Below are 17,391 nucleotides of genomic sequence, written 5' to 3' on the forward strand. Positions count from 1 at the left end.
GTCAATTTTGGTGAATTATGCTGATTTTGCAAGTATCATTTTCCTCAATAGCTGAAATCCTGCCCTTCCGTACATTTTTCTTTTTATATTTTTTATTCGATTCACTTGTCCCTCAACCTGGCCGTTACTTACTGTTCTTACTACTGCATTATTCACTGCTTCATAGTCCCTTAAAAGGTTTTTAGCGAAATTTTTAAGCCCGCACTCTGATGTTGATGCCTCCTGAATCCATTTTTGTAACATTCCGTCTTTCTTGATAAGAAACAATTGTTTAAAGTCCTTTATCAACTGCTCCAGTTGTTTTATTTGAGGAAGCTTTTCAAATAATAATTCTAAAAATTCTTTATCATCTTCCTTAAGGTGTTTTGACTCCCTATAGAGCATTAAGGATAATTTGGTTGGCGACCAAGTTTTTGCTACCACCACCTGCGGCTTATATTTCATTCTACTAAGCCCCGGCATATTATAAACTTCATTCATCTTGTGGCAAAACTGGGTATACTTACCATTGAATCCCATCTGAACAATAGTGTTATGTAGTTCTCTATATGTTTTTCCGTGGTTCTCTTCGCTCAAAAGATAATTAATGAAGGATTCCAGGTTGGTGGAGTTTCTGGACTGTCTTTTCTCAAGTTTTTCCACGGATACATACCTTGCGACTGTTTTTCGATCCAGGTTTGTAATTCTGGCAATTTGTCTCAGCGTAATACCATTGGCATATAGCTCTTTAACCTTGTCGAATAGATATTGTTTATGTGCACCAATGTTTGCTGTAGAAATCGTTGCTAGAACTTCTAAATTTGCTTCAACAGGCCCGGTAACTTCCGTTAATGTAGGTTCTTTCCTTTTGGGATCATTATAAAGCTTAAATATTTCCTTCAATTCTTTTGCTTTTGATTGTAAGACTTTTTTAGCTGCTTCCCCTAAGTTCATAATTAGGTGAAAGCGGTCGGCTACCTGAATGGCATCAGGGGCCCCTGTTTTTATACCCAAAGCATATGGGCCATAGCGATCTCTGGATACTACTTTTATTTCTGGATGATTCTTCAGCCACTCTGCCAGCGTATCCGATTCACGATCCGGAAGTAAATCTATCACTTCTTTCCGTTCTAAATCCACAATAACGGTTCCGTAGGTACTTCCTTTTTTGAATGCCCAATCATCTACGCCAATTACCCCAGATGTCAAAGCCTTAGGTTGTATATCTACTCCTTGAATCACTCTTAACATAGTGGAGGAGCTAACCGGCAGTCCAACATAGCGACTAATTGCTGAACCTCTAATTCCTCCCAATTCAAGCCCCATTTTAAAAAGAAGTTCATTTGAACGAATCATTCTTCTATAATATGGCCTGATTTCACAATCGAAGCGTTCAGTAAAAACCTTTCGATGACAGACTGAATTATCACAAAAATACTTCCTAGCCCTGAGCTTGATTTTTACTAAATATCCGGAAACAGGAAGGTCTAAAAGAGTTCGGAAATATCTACTATGAACCCTATCACTCGTAATGCCACAAATAGGGCATGTTGAGTGTTTTTGATAAGCGTACGTACTAATATAAAGCTCTCCTAGAGAGGTGTACGTTGTTTCAGCTTTTAACTGTAAATTGGGAGGAAGTACAAATTCTGGAATCATAACTAAAAGTATAATATTAAATTACACATAATAATTTATATATTTGTTGTTTAGAAAAAATAAATTACAGTGGGAAAATCAGTCTTACAAATTCAGCGATCAGACGCAACAGAGATAAAGAAATTATTAAATGCAAATGATGCTTATACCGTTGGTATAAGGCTATACATGGTATATCTTGTTGCATTAGGCTATTCGAGCAGACGGTTGTCTGAACTACATAATATCAGCTTCAAGCAGATAACAAATTGGGTTCATAGATTTGAAAAAGAAGGTATTGAAGGATTAAAAGATAAGAAAGGGCGCGGTAGACGGAGCAATTTATCAAACGAACAACTCGAAAGAATCAAAAACTTGGTCATAAACGAAAAACCCTCGGATCATGGATATCAATCAGTAAAGTGGACAGGCCCTCTTTTGGCTCAATGGATTGATAAAGAATATGGCTTAGCATATCAAAAGGCACAAGTCTATAACTTGCTCGAAAAGGTTGGAATTGTGTTTGAAAAGAAAAAAGGTTTAGTTTATAAAGTGTAATTATTTAACATACTTTCACCAAAATTGACGAAGAACCGAGATGCTGGGGCAGGGATTTCGGAGTCATTGGGCCAATTATTTCGCTAGTCATTGGGGCACTTTCCGATTACAATAATATACAATTTGATTAAGATTCCAATTTCTTTTTTCTACGATAGGATTCACCTGTCAATTCTACTCTATGTGAGGAGAATGTTACCCTGTCAAGTATAGCATCAGCAATCGTACTTTCACCGATTAGTCCATGCCATTTTTCTACGGGGATCTGAGTAGCTATTATTAATGAGGCGCTATTATAACGATCTTCTATGATATCCAAAAGTGCTGTCCTTGCGTGCTGATCTATGGAAGTAAGTCCAAAGTCATCGAGTATTAGTAATTCTGCTCTTTCGATCTTTTTGAGTAACTTATGGTATGTGCCATCCAATCTGGCGATTTTCACCATATCAAAGAACCTGCCTGTATTGAGATAGAGCGTCTTATACAACATCTGACAGGCTTTAACTCCGATACACTGCGCAAGGAAGCTTTTTCCTGAACCGGCAGAGCCTGTTAATATTATGTTTTCTTTACGGTTTATAAACCCCAGAGAAAGGAGTCTCTCAAACATATTTCTGTCAAGGTTTCTGGAAGGGTTGTAATCAATGTCAGTGGCAGCAGCTTTTTCCTTGAATGAAGCCCTGTAGATCAGATTATCAATATTCTTATTCTGTCTAGCTTCCCATTCTGCATCGATAATGGTCGCTAGGAAGTCATCCAGGCTCATTTCACGATAAAGATTATCACTCAGACTACTTCGATAAAGCTCGGCCATGGTGATCATACGCATCTTGCGCATTTTTTCGATTGTTGTGTTCTCATTCATATTATCATTTTTAATGTTGTTTACTATCTGTAAATCGAGGTGTCCCGTAGATTTTCATGCTCAGGGATATGGAAGGTCTGTTGTACTTCCTCTTCTAGAGTGTCAAGTTTATTTTTAAGGATATTGACTATCGTTTGGTAAGATGATTTATGATGGAAAAGACCTCTCTTACAGGCGTTTTCAACGCGGGAAACGCTATGGGTTTTCACAAGAGCAAGTATTCCCTGTGCCTGTTTATACCCTAGTTCAGGGTAGCTATACTGTGCAATTAGTTGGCGGATATATTGTTGTGCAGATGGTCCAACAGCTTCGGCCCGCTGTTCAAAGTACATCGGACTCCAGTGGTTATAAACCTGATGTGAAGAAGGCATATGATCTGCGATGGTGGCATAGTTACCCGGTCGAAAGCACCGCTGATGCTTTGCTATACGCTGAAAGTTATAAAAGACCTCAACAGTGTCATTGTTATATTGAACTTCTACATGATGGCCAATATAACGGTGAGGTACACTATAGTAGTTTCTATCAGCATTGAGATATATATGCGATATCTTCTGCACTTTTGCTCGTCTAAAGTACCGCAAGTTATAGGTTGATAAAGGTAACGGGGTTAGGTGTTCTTTTTCCATATCAATAAATTGGCTCCTCCTAGTGGAGCCTCCATGTGAGAACAAATAATCATTATATAACACCAACTGTTCTGCTATGGCTACATTAAGTTCTTTCAAACTAAAGAAGGTCTGTTTGTCCAGTGGGTAAAAGATACGCTGGTAGACCAATGTTACACTACGTTCTACAAGAGCTTTATCTTGTGGGTGATATGGGCGGGCAGGATCTACTACACAACTATGAAAGAGTGCAAAGTCGGCAAGTGTTTTATTGATTTCTGGGGCATATTTGGAGCCTTTACTCACGGCTGATTTAAGATTGTCAGATACAATAGCCTGCGGCACGCCACCAGACCACTGCAAACAGCTATTAAGGCAATCGATAAAATCTTCACGTTTTTGGCTTGCAACGGCTTTTACAAACGTATATTGACTGCAGGGATAGACGGCAACGAAGATTTCGACAGGGATAACCTCTCCTGTACCTCTATCAACATAGGACATCTTTTTGCCTGTAAAGTCTACGAAAAGTTTTTCACCCGCTTTATGATCCAGTTTCCCCGAAGCTTTGATCTTGCCTCTCCACTTTCTGTAATGGGTGGTAAATTGGGTATAGCGGTAACCATCAGGATATTCAAGTAGGTAATTTTGCCATAACGTCTGCAAGGTGGCCCCAGGGCGCTTAAGCTCTTGCTGTATCTTACTGAACTGAGATGACAGGTGTTCATATCGCATCTTTTCGGTTTGGTCATCCTGGGTAAAAAGATCATGAAGATTTGCATCATCCATAGCTAGAAGTTCAGCATGATCTAATTCTAGTACTTTAAACCGCTTAATATAGCTGTCCACCGTTTTACGGTTGATGTTCATTATCTGGGCAACCTTACGGTTACTAAGTCCTTTTTTCTTTAGAAGGATAAGTGTTCTGAGTTCCATTTTGTCTTTCCGTTGTCCTGCCATGCTGTGATCATATGATTATACAACAGCAACTTAAGCAGTTTAATGGAAAGTGGCCCAACGACCTCCGAATTTAAGAAGATTATTTGGCCCATTGACCTCCGAAATAATTGGCAAATCAAACCGAATCAACTGGCCCATTGACCTCCGTTATAGACAGTTAATGCTTATTGCATTTTTGGCCGTATAAGATTTTAAATTTTGAGCCAATGAATTCGCATCTGTATTTTTTGGGTTGATCTCTAATAGTCGGTTGACAGAGTTTTCCGCTTCCTGATAGTTTTTAATACCGTAATTAAATTTGGAATGGAGTAGCAATATATCCTCCGAGGTTGGATGTTCAATTAATCCCTCGTTTATTATAGATTGTGCTTTATGATTAATATTATTCCAGTAGAGGAGGTACCCGTAGGCTAAATAGAAATCTTCATCTTTCACTTTTTTGCTATGCAAATTTTCGAAAACATATGTTGCGGAATCTATTTTATCGCTCCAAGTATAGAGCCTTCCTAAAAAAACATGTTAGTCGGTGTAGTCTGGAGACTGCTGTATTGCTTGCTTAATCAGTCCAATAGCTTTTGGGTAATCCTTAGAATCGAAGGCAGATGTACGCGCGCGTGAAAATAATTCATCAGAAGATAAATCTGTTGATTGACCATAGACAGCTATAGTTGCTAGAACGCTTAAAAAAAGCGAAATTATGTAAGGCTTCATAGATAAACAAAAAGTCGGGAAATTTATTAATTTTATAAATATATACAATTATGTATACATATTATATTAACCCTTTAATATAACAATAGTTTCAGTCTGAGAATTACCTGTTTTCTCGGCTCTGATCGGGATTATTTATTAGCTTCTGGATAATCTTAATACCTCTGTCTATTTCACTCACGATATTTAATATTTCGTTCCATCGAAACGGTTCTTGGTTTAAAATTTTACTTTCCAATTCTTTAGTAACTTGAGACAGTTTTGCGAACCCCACATGCGAGGCCGTACCTTTAAGTTTATGAAGTATTGATTTAAGGGATGAGACATCCTTAAACTCCATTGCTTGGTTTAAAGTGTATTGGATGTTTTCTAATTCTTGAATTACAAGGTCAAGAAAATAGCTTTTGAACTCTGCATCATTGGTGTAGTTACTTTCAAGAACCGAAATATCAAAATCTAGATCCGTGTTATCGGTTTGGATACTTTCTTTAGCAAGAGGATTCGGCAGGGCTCCTAAAATTACATTTTTTAAATCTTCAAGGCGAATAGGTTTAGCAAGAAATTGAGTCATGCCTGCTTGCAAACATTTTTGTTTTTCGTTCAGTGTATTACCGGCAGTGATTGCAATGATAGGGGTATGTTTATAATTATGCATTTGTCTTATTCTTTTAGTCGCCTCTATACCATCCATGTTTGGCATTTGCACATCCATTAAAAGAAAATCAAACTGATTTTCTTTACAGGAATTGACCGCCTGTTCTCCATCGCTTACTGCGATTATTTCGGCCTTAGGTAATAGACCAGCTAACATGCGGAGATTTAACTGCATATTCACCGCGTTGTCATCGGCAACCAATATGGAGACCGTAGATTCGGTTTTGCCCAATAAATCATCTGCCCCGATGCTACTATTAGGTAGTGATTTATTTTGTTCCTTATCTTGATTGTGTTTGTGTAATGATTGGTTTATCGCTAAATATAATTTGTCCGTCTTAATTGGTTTCATCAAGCTAACAATTTCATTATCGTCGCTTAAGTGTGATAATAATTCTTTCTTTTCGAATGAAGTGTGCAAAATGATTAAGGGTATTTCCATATTCTTACTACCCATAATGTTTTTCATCTTAGCGATAGTTTCTACTCCTGAGAGAACAGGCATATGATAATCAACAAGTATAAGTTCGAATTCTTCACCTTGAGCTAATATTTGTAAAGCTTCAACACCATTTTATGCTAAGGTTGCATCAATGCCTTTATACTTAAGCATATGCTCCATTATAATCCGATTATTCGTGTTGTCATCTACAACCAAAGCCCGTTTGATAGGGACTTCGAGATTTCTGGAGTTCGTTATTGCCTTTTCAAACTTAACTTCTAAATCAAAAAAGAAAGTAGCCCCATTTCCTGCCTCACTGAGAAGTTGCAAATTGCTGTCCATGTATTTTAATAAGTTGTTAGATATGGTCAGACCTAGGCCCGTTCCACCATACCGCTTACTAATAGAGCTATCTTCCTGCGTAAATGCCTGAAATATTTTGTCCTGTTTTTCTTCTGCAATACCTATTCCTGTATCTCTCACCGAGAATCGAAGTTTTATTTTTGATCCCACCTCACTAATTTGTTGAACTTTAAGTTCGATTTCCCCTTTATCGGTAAACTTAACAGCGTTACTCATTAAGTTTATTAAAACTTGCTTTAAGCGCGAATCATCCACCCAAATATTCAAATCAAGATCTTCAGGTACATTAAGTAATAATTCTAAGCCTTTGCTTTGCGCTTGAAACAAGATTACATCTACAACTTGACTACATACCTCGTATAAGTTGCATTTATCAATATATAGTTCGAGTTTGCCAGACTCTATTTTGGAGAAATCTAATATATCATTGATAATACTTAACAGACTATTACCCGATTCATTTATATATTTAAGGTACTGCTGTTGCAGATCATTCAAAGGGGTTTGAAGTAGCAGATCTGAAAAGCCGATTACGCCATTTAGGGGTGTGCGTATTTCGTGACTCATATTTGCTAAGAATTCAGACTTTGCTTTATTGGCTGCCACTGCGGATTGTTGTGCAGTGATTAATTCTTCGTTTTTCTTTACTTCTTCTGATATATTTTGGACAAAAATAATTATACCTCCAATTTCTCCTTCTGTGATATACCAAGGTCGAACCTCCCAATTAAGATGCTTTTCTATTTTATCTTTTCCGATAAACATTACCTCATGGGTGTTCTTGTAAGAAATTCCTTTTAAAGCATTTCTATATATTTCTAATCGATACTCTGGAATATCGGTTGATAATTCACCAATATTTCTGTTTTGGATTTTAGATTTTGAAAAATTAAATTCCTCTAGCCACTGATTGCTGACGTATAGGTAGTTGAGATTATGGTCAAGCATAGCAACAGCTGCAGGGACATATTCAACGAATGTTCGAAGCATGGATTCTTTTCTTTCCATCTCCAGATGCATAGTCTTACTCTCGTGAATGTTTTGTATGATTCCAAATATCCGAGTACACACACCATCGGAGAACTCAGGTACACCTTTTACTCGTACCCATTGTCTTTCTTGATTAGGCGGCTGGATCTCTATTTCTAAATCATAGGGTATTCCTTGAGTGACGGCAATTTTGAAAGCCTCTTGAAGTATAATAGACGACTGAGGTTGGAAATTAGCAAAAGCTGTTTCTAGATCGAGATCATGAACTTCATGCATTTGCATAATTTGTTTGGCTTGTGGAGATAAGTACACTTTATCATTACTAAGGCCAACTTCCCATCCACCGACTTGAGCTACGGCATCGGTTTGCTCTAAAATTTGTTTAGTGTGTAAAAGATCTAACTCTAATTTTCTTCTGTCGGTCATATCTAAGGCCATACTTCCCACATATGGCCTGCCTTCTATGTCGGTCTCCAATACATTATGGTACAGAAAAAAGAGTTTTTCTCCTGATTTTTTTAGTAAGGTCATCATCCCTCTCATTTGTCCATGCTCAATCAGTTGTTTCATATACTGATCATATAGTGGTCTATTTTCTGGAGGTATTAAGTCACTTAATTTAAGGTCCTTTACTTCACTTTCTTGATACCCCAGGAGCTCCCGTCCTTTCTCGTTAACACTTAAAATATTTCCATCTAAATCATGCATACTCATTAGGCCCAAAGAATTCTCGAAATAATTTCTAAATCGTCTTTCAGAGTCCAGCAATTTCAAGCGTTCTTGGTTTTCCTTAGTTATGTCACGTCCAATTGCGAAAAATTCATTGTATTTTTCTTCGTACTCAAAGTGCCATTGTATAGTTATTAAACGATTCTTATCAGAAAGTGAATATGTATAAATAGTTACTTCCTGGCCCGATAATGTGTCTTTGAATGCTTGTTTTAATTCTTTTTGTGTATCGGCTGTGAAAAATGCTAAGAAAGGTTGGCCAATTATTTGGTTATTTTCCTGACTAAATGTTAGCGAGAATGAATGATTAATTTCTTTTATGTTTAAATCACTATCTATTACACCAATTAAATTTTGAGTAAGCTTTAATATATCTGTATAATAACCGGACTCCACCTTTAACTTTTTGTAAGTATAAAGTTGGCTTACATTTTTGGCAAGCGCATAAAGGAGGTCAATTTGGTTTTGGTTAAGTTTTTTAGGGAGAAAATCAAGAACACAAAGAGTGCCTAGGGTAAAACCATCCTCGTCGATAATAGGCACGCCGGCATAAAATCTTATATCTGCCTCTTTCACTAAAGGGTTTGATGCTGTCCTTTTATCAAGTAATGTATCTTCGATGACTAGGGCATCTCTGCTCATTAATGTGTATTGACAGATTGTTTGTTTTCTTTCTACCGTATCAACCTCCATTCCGATGCAACTTTGGACGCGTTGATTGTCTTTTTCCATGATGCTAACTAAGGCGACGGGGCACCCAGTGAAGTTAGCAGCTCCTTGCGCAATGACATCAAAGTCGGCATCCTTACTAAGGTTCAGAAGGTTGAATTTCTTTAGATGATCCAATCGATCATCTTCGTTTAAAGGTATAGGGTATATGTCCATCTTTTTTATTTTGCAACCATACAATTTAGCTATAATCTTTTAATGTTTCTCATTCTGAACATTTAACTAACGAAATCGTTTCATTTTTGATGAAAAGTAATATCATTTATCCATATTCTTGGCTATTAGATTTTGGAGAATATAGAATGGATTTAAAAGAGTGTTATAAAAAAACGAGTATCCATAGCCTATGGTGTTTTGTGTTAAATCTGTAGCAAGTTAAATTGACTACTTACAAAAACCATAGGCCTATTTTATTTCATGGATACTCGTAATCGCAGAAGGGCCTAATTATCCAGCAGTTTGAAAAAAATCGAAGTTGAACCCGGAATATGCATTAGCTATAAACGAGTTTAGGAGGTAGGTTTTCAATTTTGGAGAAAATGCCATCCATTGTCTTCTTTTTGTAGGCAATGCTATTTTTAGCACCTTTCTATTTGCATGTTTCGCCGTCCAAGCTCCTAATGCAAAGCAATAGGATTTAAGTGTACTATGCATAGCTTTGTTATGTTCATTTAATGCAAAATGACGGAATAAACTAATCAGATTGTACGCTATCATAATGAATCTGAAAGATGCTTCTGTTGCCCAAAAGTTCTGTAAGCAGAAGTTTTCTAATCCAAAATCCTGCTTCAGTTCTTTGATCCTATTTTCACAATCCGCTCTACTATTGTAAACATTCCAAATTTGGTCTAATGGCATATCCATATTGGTCACATAGCAACTGTACCTGTAACCGGGCATTTCGTCAAAGAGCTTTCCTCCGCTATTGGGACGGTCATCTACCCGTTTTTTCACAATAATATAACGTCGTTCTTTTCCATTAAGATGCCCGAATGTCATTTCTGACAATTCTATTCCTTTACTTAGCGATATCCAGTTACGCTCTCCCAAAACTTCCGATTTGATATTGGGATACATCCTGACAGCAATCACATAATTTTTAGTTGATTCTTCCAGATAGCTCAAAATATCCTCGGTATAAAAGCCACTATCTGCTCGCACTAAGCCCACATTCTTACTTGCCAAACAGCGGTCAAATGTTTCTTGCATGAATGCTATACAAGATTGTATATGTATTTAGGTGCGCTGATGTTTTTAAACATCGGCTAAAAGCTAAAGTCTGCACAAGATAATAATTTCCTATGCCACTTTGGGCATTATATAATTTTATGAGAGTTTCCTGTTCTCTTTTTTGTAGACCATTTGTGTTTGAGGATAAACACTATAAAATAACTGCTACGTAGACATTAGTCATTAAAAGGAAATATGACTATTTTTGGAATAATCTTAAACAGCATTCAATGCCCGAACAGCAGAATATAGAATATAAACAGAATTGGCACGAAGAATATCTTAAGTGGGTTTGTGGTTTTGCTAATGCACAAGGTGGGGTGATTTACATCGGGAAAGACGATAATGGAAATGTTGTCGGCTTGGAGGATTATAAAAAGTTGATGGATGATATTCCTAACAAAATCCGAAATGCGATGGGGATAACCGTTGAGGTAAATTTGCACGAGGAAGCAGGGAAACATTTTATTGAAATCGTTACGCACCCTTATTCCGTGCCTATTTCATTGCGTGGTAGATATTATTACCGTAGCGGAAGCACTAAGCAGGAATTGACTGGCGCATCACTCAATGAGTTTTTGTTGAAGAAATCGGGCAAAACGTGGGATGATGTGATTGAGCCAAGAGCAACGTTTGATGATATAGATGAAAATACCTTTTCTGCATTCTTGAAAATGTCAGAAGAAAAAGGTCGGATGCCCGAAACAATTGGTTTAACCATTCGACAGATACTCGATAAGCTTCTGTTGACTGAAAGCGGACAGTTGAAAAGAGTTGCTATTATTCTGTTTGGGAAAAACCCTGCAAAGTTTTATCCGAATACGTTTGTGAAAATCGGACGTTTCAGAGAGAACGATATTTTATTTCACGATGTAGCAGAGGGTAATTTGATTACACTTTTGCGAGAAGTTACGAATCAGCTCAATCATAAGTATCTCACACAGAAAATTCATTTTGAGGGTTTGTATCGTATTGAAACAGGCGAATATCCTACACCTGCAATCAGAGAAATGTTATTGAACGCTTTGATACACCGTAATTATATGGGTGCAATGACACAAATCCGTGTGTATGACGATAATATTAATGTGTGGAATGATGGAACATTGCCGGCAGGTATTAGTTCAGAAGCATTAAAAAGACCGCATCGGTCAAATCCACGAAACCCGATTATTGCAGATGTTTGTTTCAAAGGAGGTCTGATTGATTCGTGGGGGAGCGGAACGATAAAAATCATTGACACTTGTAAACAGGCTGAACTCCCCGAACCCGAACTTATCGAGCAAGATGGAGGTTTTTCGGTAACCCTTTTCAAAAATAAGTTGACAGTAGAACAGCTAACGAAACTTGGCTTAAACGAGCGACAGCTAAAAGCCGTTGACTATGTAAAAGAGAAAGGAAAAATTACGAATAGGGAGTACCAAACTATAAATTCAATTAGTGAGCGGACTGCATCAAGGGAATTGTCTGATTTGGTTGATAAAGAGGTATTGAAAAGTTCGGAAACAAAAGGCGCAGGTTCATATTTTTATTTATCCAGCGAATAGCGCCAAAATAACGCCAATAACGCCATGATAAAGCCAGAATGAAGCCAAGTCGTTTTCCCCTCGCTCATTTGTGGCCTGCGAAACGCCACCGCTCTTTTGCCCGTGGCAGTTCTCGCTTTGGGCATTTACGGGATTGGTTTGGCGACTAAATTCTATGAAAAAGGGATTGTTGTTATCGGGGAACTTTCTTATCTTTATGGCAACAAAGTACATTGACTGATTGGAAAAGGTTCTGTCAAGAGAACTCAAAACCCTACAAAGTAGGGCATATTAAAGGAGACCTATTCGGTTACCTGTCTTGATAGTCTACTTGCTAACAATAATATAATCAACGATTTAGGGGAGTGGTGGAAAATCCTGCCACCCCGACTAGAAAAGCTCTAACGAAGGTTAGGGCTTTTTTTGTTTCAGGGCAGGGTGCGAACGTACGACCTTTAAGGGATCAAGCTGAATTCTTGGGGGGAATGTCAAAAATTTCTTAGTTTAGCATCCTTAATACAGATATCCCTTGCAAGAAGCCGAACGTAAATTACTGTCCCTATTGATGCCCGAAGGGCTATTGGAATACTTTCAGATTTTAGAAGTCGATCAGGTTGACAATCAGCTCCACATTTATTTAGATGAGCTTAATATTGCTCCGACAGGCTATCAGAACAGCAAGTTGGAGTCAAAGGGCTTCATGCCTTCCACTGAGATTTCAGACTTTCCCATTCGAGGCCAGAAAGTTACGCTACATATCCGCCGTCGTCGCTGGACGGTCCTGGATACCGGAGAGATCATCACAAGAGATTGGAATCTGGTGCGTGAGGGTGCTCGAATGACTACGGAATTCGGGCTTTTTTTAAAGAAGATATTTGGATAATCATCCTGTAAGCGCCCAATTGGTAGGTCTGTTCTTCCAAATGGACGGTAAGCAACTACAGGATCAATACAAGAACCATCTCAGTGACTTCCAGGACTGGGACCAAAAGCCACACGCAGAGCAATGGACCCTTTTTCCTGATAACATATCGGAACACCTGAGCATCGATGAGACCAGCTTTAGCAACGGTGAACTTTACACGATCGTAAGCAGTAAATCAGCAAAGGGCAGGAAGGGAACCATATTGGCTACCATAAGAGGGACAAAGGCGGAAGATATTATTGCTGTATTAGAGCGCATTCCACTTAAACTAAGGAACAAAGTTAGGGAAGTAACGATGGATATGGCCCCCAATATGGCAAAGGCTATCCGTAGGTGTTTCAGAAATGCCAGAAGGGTTATCGATCGGTTTCATGTACAAAAACTTGCTTATGATGCTGTTCAGGAACTCCGTATCAAATACCGATGGGAAGTCTTAGATGCAGAAAGCAAAAAAATAATGGAATCGCGAAAACGGGGTATCCCATATGACCCCGAGTTGTTGCCTAATGGTGATACGCTCAAACAGCTATTAGCTAGGTCGAGACACCTCCTGTTCAAGCATCCAAGTCGATGGTCGGAAAGCCAAAAACGCCGTGCAGAACTGCTGTTCATCAGGTTTCCCAAGCTAAAACAGGCTTATGATCTTGGAGTTGCCTTAGGTGACATCTTCAATAAATGCAGGGATAAAAAAGTTGCTTTCACAAAGTTAGGACTGTGGCACAACCAGGTTGAGAACGCGGGTATTGCTTCATTCGAGAGTGTCGCAAGATCCATTGCAGCACATCATCAATACATTCTCCACTACTTCGACAATAGAAGCACCAATGCATCCGCAGAGTCCTTCAATGCAAAACTCAAAGCTTTCAGGAGCGTCTTCCGTGGAGTAAGGGATACAACATTCTTCCTGTACAGAGTGATGAAATTGTATGCTTAAAAATGATTACCCCCCAAACTTTCGGTATGATCCCCTTTAAGATATTAGGAGGTTCGATCCGTAGGAGGCTCAGGGTTGTGTTTGGGGAAAGTGGGGCTGAGTCAATCCTGCCACCCCGACTAGAAAAGCTCTAACGAAAGTTAGGGCTTTTTTTGTTTCAGGGTAGGGGCGGACCTGCGACCCTTAAAATGCCAAGAGGTTCCATCCGTAGGAGACTCAGGGTTTTGTTTGGGGAAAATGGGGCCGAGTCAATCTGCCACCCCGATAAAACCCACTGGTAATCAGTGGATTTTTCTATTTTTGGATATATTTCGGACAAATTTCCCTTGTTTTTTAAAGCTTGTAAAGTTAAGAAAAGTGGGATTCATGATACACGTACTTAAATATCCACCAATAGCACACGGTGCTGACCTAAACCTTAAACTTATTTTTCTCAGTGAAGGGTTTCTTCCAAAAATGCTTTCCAGAGGATAAAACCTCTTTCTGGATCGCTGTAGTCATGAAGGATACGATTAAATCTTTCGGGAGTATGGTTTTCTAAGAAAACCTGCCTACCTTTTTCACGAATAATCTGGAGATCTTTATCTATCATCGCAACAGCGTCTTTCAAGACGGTTTTATTTTTATCTGTGTGCCAGATATAAGTCGCCTCCTCCGTATCTAAGGTTTCAAGGATGATGTGGTATAGGCTGTCTCCCGATAGAAGAAATACAAATGCAAAGGGACTAAGCACGAACCTAATCTTCATAATACTGCTCTGGTGGTGATCGGCTAAAAATTGAACTTGCCGAGAGTGTTTGTATTTTCGTAACTTAAGGATTTCAGAAAGTAATTCTTCGGCGTTTTGATATACAGTATCGCCATTCTGTAACTGATCTGAAGTCAAAATATTTTGTTTTTGCAAAGGTAGCTTGCCTAATAATCCCTTGTTCAGAAACTGGAATTTTACACCTTCTACAATTTCTTTATTTATTCGTTCTATATCATCGGAAGTAGCGATTTGCGCGACCAGTTTTCCGTACTCAAATTCAGCGTTTAAGTGAACGACGATATTTTTGGATTTCAGTATCTTGATAAAGTAAGGTTTTAATACCTCAAATTCAGGCCTAATCTCCAAATTTTCGATTTGAAATTCCAAAATCGTATGCATCTCTTCCACTTTATAAGTGAAAGCTACATGCCCATAATGGAACGATAGGTCTTCAATGGGAATCTTGGTCATCTTTTCTAAACTGAATAGATGACCAACTTGTGCGTTATAGTCCACTGTTGGTTCATCAAAAAGTGTCGCTTGTTTGGCGATTTTACGGTAATGGATATTTCGTTTGAGAAACATTTTGCCTAGGTAATCTATCTGTACATCCCGATAGTCATATATAGTTGGATTGATCTCGGATCGCTGCACCCGACCGATGTATTGAATCAATTTTCCATGGAAAGCAAAGGGATAGGCCAAAAGTAGTGTGCTGATATGCTGAATATCAGAACCTTCGCCAAAATACTGACCTGTCGTAATTAGTACTTGAAAATTCCCTTCTGATAATGTTTTCCATTTCGCTTTCTTACTGCTGTCTGAATCATCTCCGCTGAGCGGTATGGTTTCATAATTTGATTTTAGCAATAGATTGAGCGTCTCAATATGTTCTTTTCTTTCGGTAATTATAACTGCCTTTTTTCCTTGGTTTAGCTCTGCAGATACATCGTCTACTATTAATTGGTTTCTTGCTGTATCATGAATTAGAATTTGGGAAAGTGTTTCGAAACTGTCGGTTTTAGAATTATAGGGAACATGGAGTTTGGTATTCCGGACGATGATATTTGCCCTTTTGTAATCTTCAATTTCCTCTGGTCGGATTTCCGTAATGATATCACCGAGATAAGTAAAGATCAATTTATCATCATTATATTTCCGAAAAGGAGTTGCTGTGAGACCGTAGCAATAAACACTGTTTAGTTTTCCGACGGTGGTACGGTAAGATTCCGCCGGAATATGATGGCATTCGTCGATTAGAATTGTACCAAATTTGTCTTGAATAATTTCGATATATTTAGGGAGACTTTGTATCGTTGCAACGGTTATTTTACCGGTACCCAGTTTTGCTTTTCCTTGCCCTATAATTCCGATATCTGCTTTTGGTATCCCCAAGAATGATTCTATACGTTCTATCCATTGATCTAGCAGCTGTTTACGATGCACGACAATAAGTGCAGGTTGTTGTTTGACTGCAATAATCTTCAAGCCAATAACAGTTTTTCCTGTTCCTGGTGGTGCGACAATTACACCGAAATCTTTTTTTTCTACTACCGCTACAGCATTGGTTTGATGCTGTCGCAATGCGGCATTAAAAGAGAATTGGATTATCGGGAGTTCACGTCTATTATCAACAAAGTCATGTGGTACCTGTGTTTCTCTGCAGAATCGCAGCAATTTTCCAATAAATCCTCTTGGGATAAGGATTTCATTTTCCGTTTCTTCAATTAATTTAAAAAATCTTTGCGTTTCGAAGGTATTTCTCCCTGACTTTTTCTTGATAATAAAAGCTGAATTAGCAAAATTAAGTTGCTCCTTCAAAAAATTGATGAGTACAAAAGGTATAGCGTGACTATTAAGACGGATCGTATTGCTTAGGGTAATCTTAAGTTTTTCGTCAATAGCTGGGATATAGCTATCTCCACTAGTAGCCCCAGTATCGTTATATAATTCCTCAAGTAAATTTAAACTTACTCTTTTTACTTTTTTTAGATATGCGATTTGATCCGGAAATGGATCCATTGTTTTAGGGTCGACAAAGGAACTGTTGCCTTTCTGTAAAGCCGACAAATATAAGGGCAGTGCAATTAGGTTTCCTAAACCTTTACCCGACAGGTAATCTTGATTTGGAAACAGACGGTCAAAGCTGGAACTCTTATCAAATGGCGAGAATGCACCGCACCCTTCCAAGATATGCGTAAATAACTTACGACTTTTGGCTGCTGGATAAGGGATCTCAAAGAAAATCCAGACATGTGCGCCATTGCCGGAACGGGACCGTTCAAGATAAGCAGGGATATTTTTAGCGGTACATGATTCGAGAAATTTCAAAGCCTGTTGTTGCCAATCGGATTTATCGAAATCAGCTACTAAAAACCAAGAAGTGTTATCTTGCAACAGTGGGTAAATTCCGATCTGCTGAAGGCCGTTAAGATGTTTCGTAATTTCTATTTCTGACAATGGCAGGTAGCTTTTGTGGGCATAGCTTTGAAAAGTACCGCCATTAGCTTTATGTAGTCGATAATGGTATGGGTCATAGCTATAGGCCGGCATGTACCCGCCTTTACTTCCCTTCTCCCAGCGTAAAGCAAATACGTCTTCGCGACCTCTAAAAAGGTTGAGAAGATAGATTATGTCCTCGTTAGTGAATTCCACTTGTTTTTATTTTGGTATTAAGATAAGTGAATTAGAATATACATCTTAAAAATATTAATAATCTGGAACACTTTCGTTTATTCAAAGTGACTATTGAGATTTGATATCAAGCGTTGTTTTTTGAATAATTGTTACTTATCTTTA

13 protein-coding genes are annotated in these 17,391 nt (G+C 38.2%); 4 read left to right on the forward strand and 9 right to left on the reverse strand.

Annotated elements, in window-relative coordinates; all coding sequences use genetic code 11:
* Positions 1-15 precede the first annotated feature (15 nt).
* Positions 16-1,638, reverse strand: coding sequence for an ISL3 family transposase (locus AACH28_RS20095; RefSeq protein ID WP_341831313.1), 1,623 nt, complete (start codon positions 1,636-1,638; stop codon positions 16-18).
* 69 nt (positions 1,639-1,707) lie between these two features.
* Here AACH28_RS20095 and AACH28_RS20100 point away from each other — a divergent pair, with 69 nt between their 5' ends.
* Positions 1,708-2,175 (forward strand): helix-turn-helix domain-containing protein, encoded by a 468-nt coding sequence (locus AACH28_RS20100; RefSeq protein ID WP_341831312.1) that lies wholly within the window; start codon positions 1,708-1,710, stop codon positions 2,173-2,175.
* A 127-nt stretch (positions 2,176-2,302) separates the two neighbouring features.
* Here AACH28_RS20100 and istB read toward each other — a convergent pair whose 3' ends face one another.
* From istB to AACH28_RS20130, 6 genes are all read right to left on the reverse strand, one after another.
* The gene (gene istB, locus AACH28_RS20105; RefSeq protein WP_034737329.1) at positions 2,303-3,040 is read right to left on the reverse strand and encodes an IS21-like element helper ATPase IstB; all 738 of its coding nucleotides are present in this window, start codon (positions 3,038-3,040) and stop codon (positions 2,303-2,305) included.
* Between the two features lie 23 nt (positions 3,041-3,063).
* Complete coding sequence (gene istA / locus AACH28_RS20110; RefSeq protein ID WP_034737327.1) at positions 3,064-4,608, reverse strand: IS21 family transposase; 1,545 nt, start codon at positions 4,606-4,608, stop codon at positions 3,064-3,066.
* Between the two features lie 147 nt (positions 4,609-4,755).
* Positions 4,756-5,088, reverse strand: a complete 333-nt coding sequence (locus tag AACH28_RS20115; RefSeq protein ID WP_341833133.1) for a hypothetical protein — start codon at positions 5,086-5,088, stop codon at positions 4,756-4,758.
* 334 nt (positions 5,089-5,422) lie between these two features.
* Complete coding sequence (locus tag AACH28_RS20120) at positions 5,423-6,442, reverse strand: response regulator (RefSeq protein WP_341831321.1); 1,020 nt, start codon at positions 6,440-6,442, stop codon at positions 5,423-5,425.
* A 105-nt stretch (positions 6,443-6,547) separates the two neighbouring features.
* The gene (locus tag AACH28_RS20125; RefSeq protein ID WP_341831322.1) at positions 6,548-9,382 is read right to left on the reverse strand and encodes a PAS domain S-box protein; all 2,835 of its coding nucleotides are present in this window, start codon (positions 9,380-9,382) and stop codon (positions 6,548-6,550) included.
* A gap of 291 nt (positions 9,383-9,673) precedes the next feature.
* Positions 9,674-10,435, reverse strand: a complete 762-nt coding sequence (locus tag AACH28_RS20130) for a transposase (RefSeq protein WP_341831323.1) — start codon at positions 10,433-10,435, stop codon at positions 9,674-9,676.
* Positions 10,436-10,686: 251 nt separating this feature from the next.
* Between AACH28_RS20130 and AACH28_RS20135 the strand changes: the two genes are divergently transcribed.
* Complete coding sequence (locus AACH28_RS20135) at positions 10,687-12,003, forward strand: ATP-binding protein (RefSeq protein ID WP_341831324.1); 1,317 nt, start codon at positions 10,687-10,689, stop codon at positions 12,001-12,003.
* On the opposite strand, the gene AACH28_RS20140 is transcribed toward AACH28_RS20135, so the two are convergent.
* Positions 11,989-12,216 carry a hypothetical protein gene (locus AACH28_RS20140; protein ID WP_341831325.1) on the reverse strand — a complete coding sequence of 76 codons (228 nt, stop codon included), beginning with the start codon at positions 12,214-12,216 and terminating at the stop codon, positions 11,989-11,991. The genes AACH28_RS20135 and AACH28_RS20140 overlap by 15 nt on opposite strands.
* Positions 12,217-12,511: 295 nt before the next feature.
* Between AACH28_RS20140 and AACH28_RS20145 the strand changes: the two genes are divergently transcribed.
* Together AACH28_RS20145 and AACH28_RS20150 are read left to right on the forward strand one after the other, a co-directional pair.
* A complete protein-coding gene (locus AACH28_RS20145; protein ID WP_286767917.1) occupies positions 12,512-12,865 on the forward strand; it encodes a transposase in 354 nt (117 codons plus the stop codon).
* On the forward strand, positions 12,858-13,841 hold the full coding sequence (locus tag AACH28_RS20150) for a transposase (protein WP_286767918.1): 984 nt from the start codon (positions 12,858-12,860) through the stop codon (positions 13,839-13,841). Before AACH28_RS20145 ends, AACH28_RS20150 begins: the two co-directional genes overlap by 8 nt.
* 433 nt (positions 13,842-14,274) lie before the next feature.
* Here AACH28_RS20150 and AACH28_RS20155 read toward each other — a convergent pair whose 3' ends face one another.
* Positions 14,275-17,247: a TOTE conflict system archaeo-eukaryotic primase domain-containing protein gene (locus AACH28_RS20155; RefSeq protein WP_341831326.1), complete on the reverse strand. Its 2,973-nt coding sequence runs from the start codon at positions 17,245-17,247 to the stop codon at positions 14,275-14,277.
* Positions 17,248-17,391 lie beyond the last annotated feature (144 nt).

It is taken from the genome of Sphingobacterium thalpophilum (assembly GCF_038396785.1).
GTDB lineage: Bacteria > Bacteroidota > Bacteroidia > Sphingobacteriales > Sphingobacteriaceae > Sphingobacterium > Sphingobacterium thalpophilum_A.

What these genes read in the sequence shown, in the direction of transcription:
- AACH28_RS20095 (WP_341831313.1), bottom strand. Translation starts at nt 1,638, where the DNA reads ATGATTCCAGAATTTGTACTTCCTCCCAATTTACAGTTAAAAGCTGAA.
- istB (WP_034737329.1), bottom strand. Translation starts at nt 3,040, where the DNA reads ATGAATGAGAACACAACAATCGAAAAAATGCGCAAGATGCGTATGATC.
- istA (WP_034737327.1), bottom strand. Translation starts at nt 4,608, where the DNA reads ATGGCAGGACAACGGAAAGACAAAATGGAACTCAGAACACTTATCCTT.
- AACH28_RS20120 (WP_341831321.1), bottom strand. Translation starts at nt 6,442, where the DNA reads ATGAAAAACATTATGGGTAGTAAGAATATGGAAATACCCTTAATCATT.
- AACH28_RS20125 (WP_341831322.1), bottom strand. Translation starts at nt 9,382, where the DNA reads ATGGACATATACCCTATACCTTTAAACGAAGATGATCGATTGGATCAT.
- AACH28_RS20130 (WP_341831323.1), bottom strand. Translation starts at nt 10,435, where the DNA reads ATGCAAGAAACATTTGACCGCTGTTTGGCAAGTAAGAATGTGGGCTTA.
- AACH28_RS20135 (WP_341831324.1), top strand. Translation starts at nt 10,687, where the DNA reads ATGCCCGAACAGCAGAATATAGAATATAAACAGAATTGGCACGAAGAA.
- AACH28_RS20140 (WP_341831325.1), bottom strand. Translation starts at nt 12,216, where the DNA reads ATGTACTTTGTTGCCATAAAGATAAGAAAGTTCCCCGATAACAACAAT.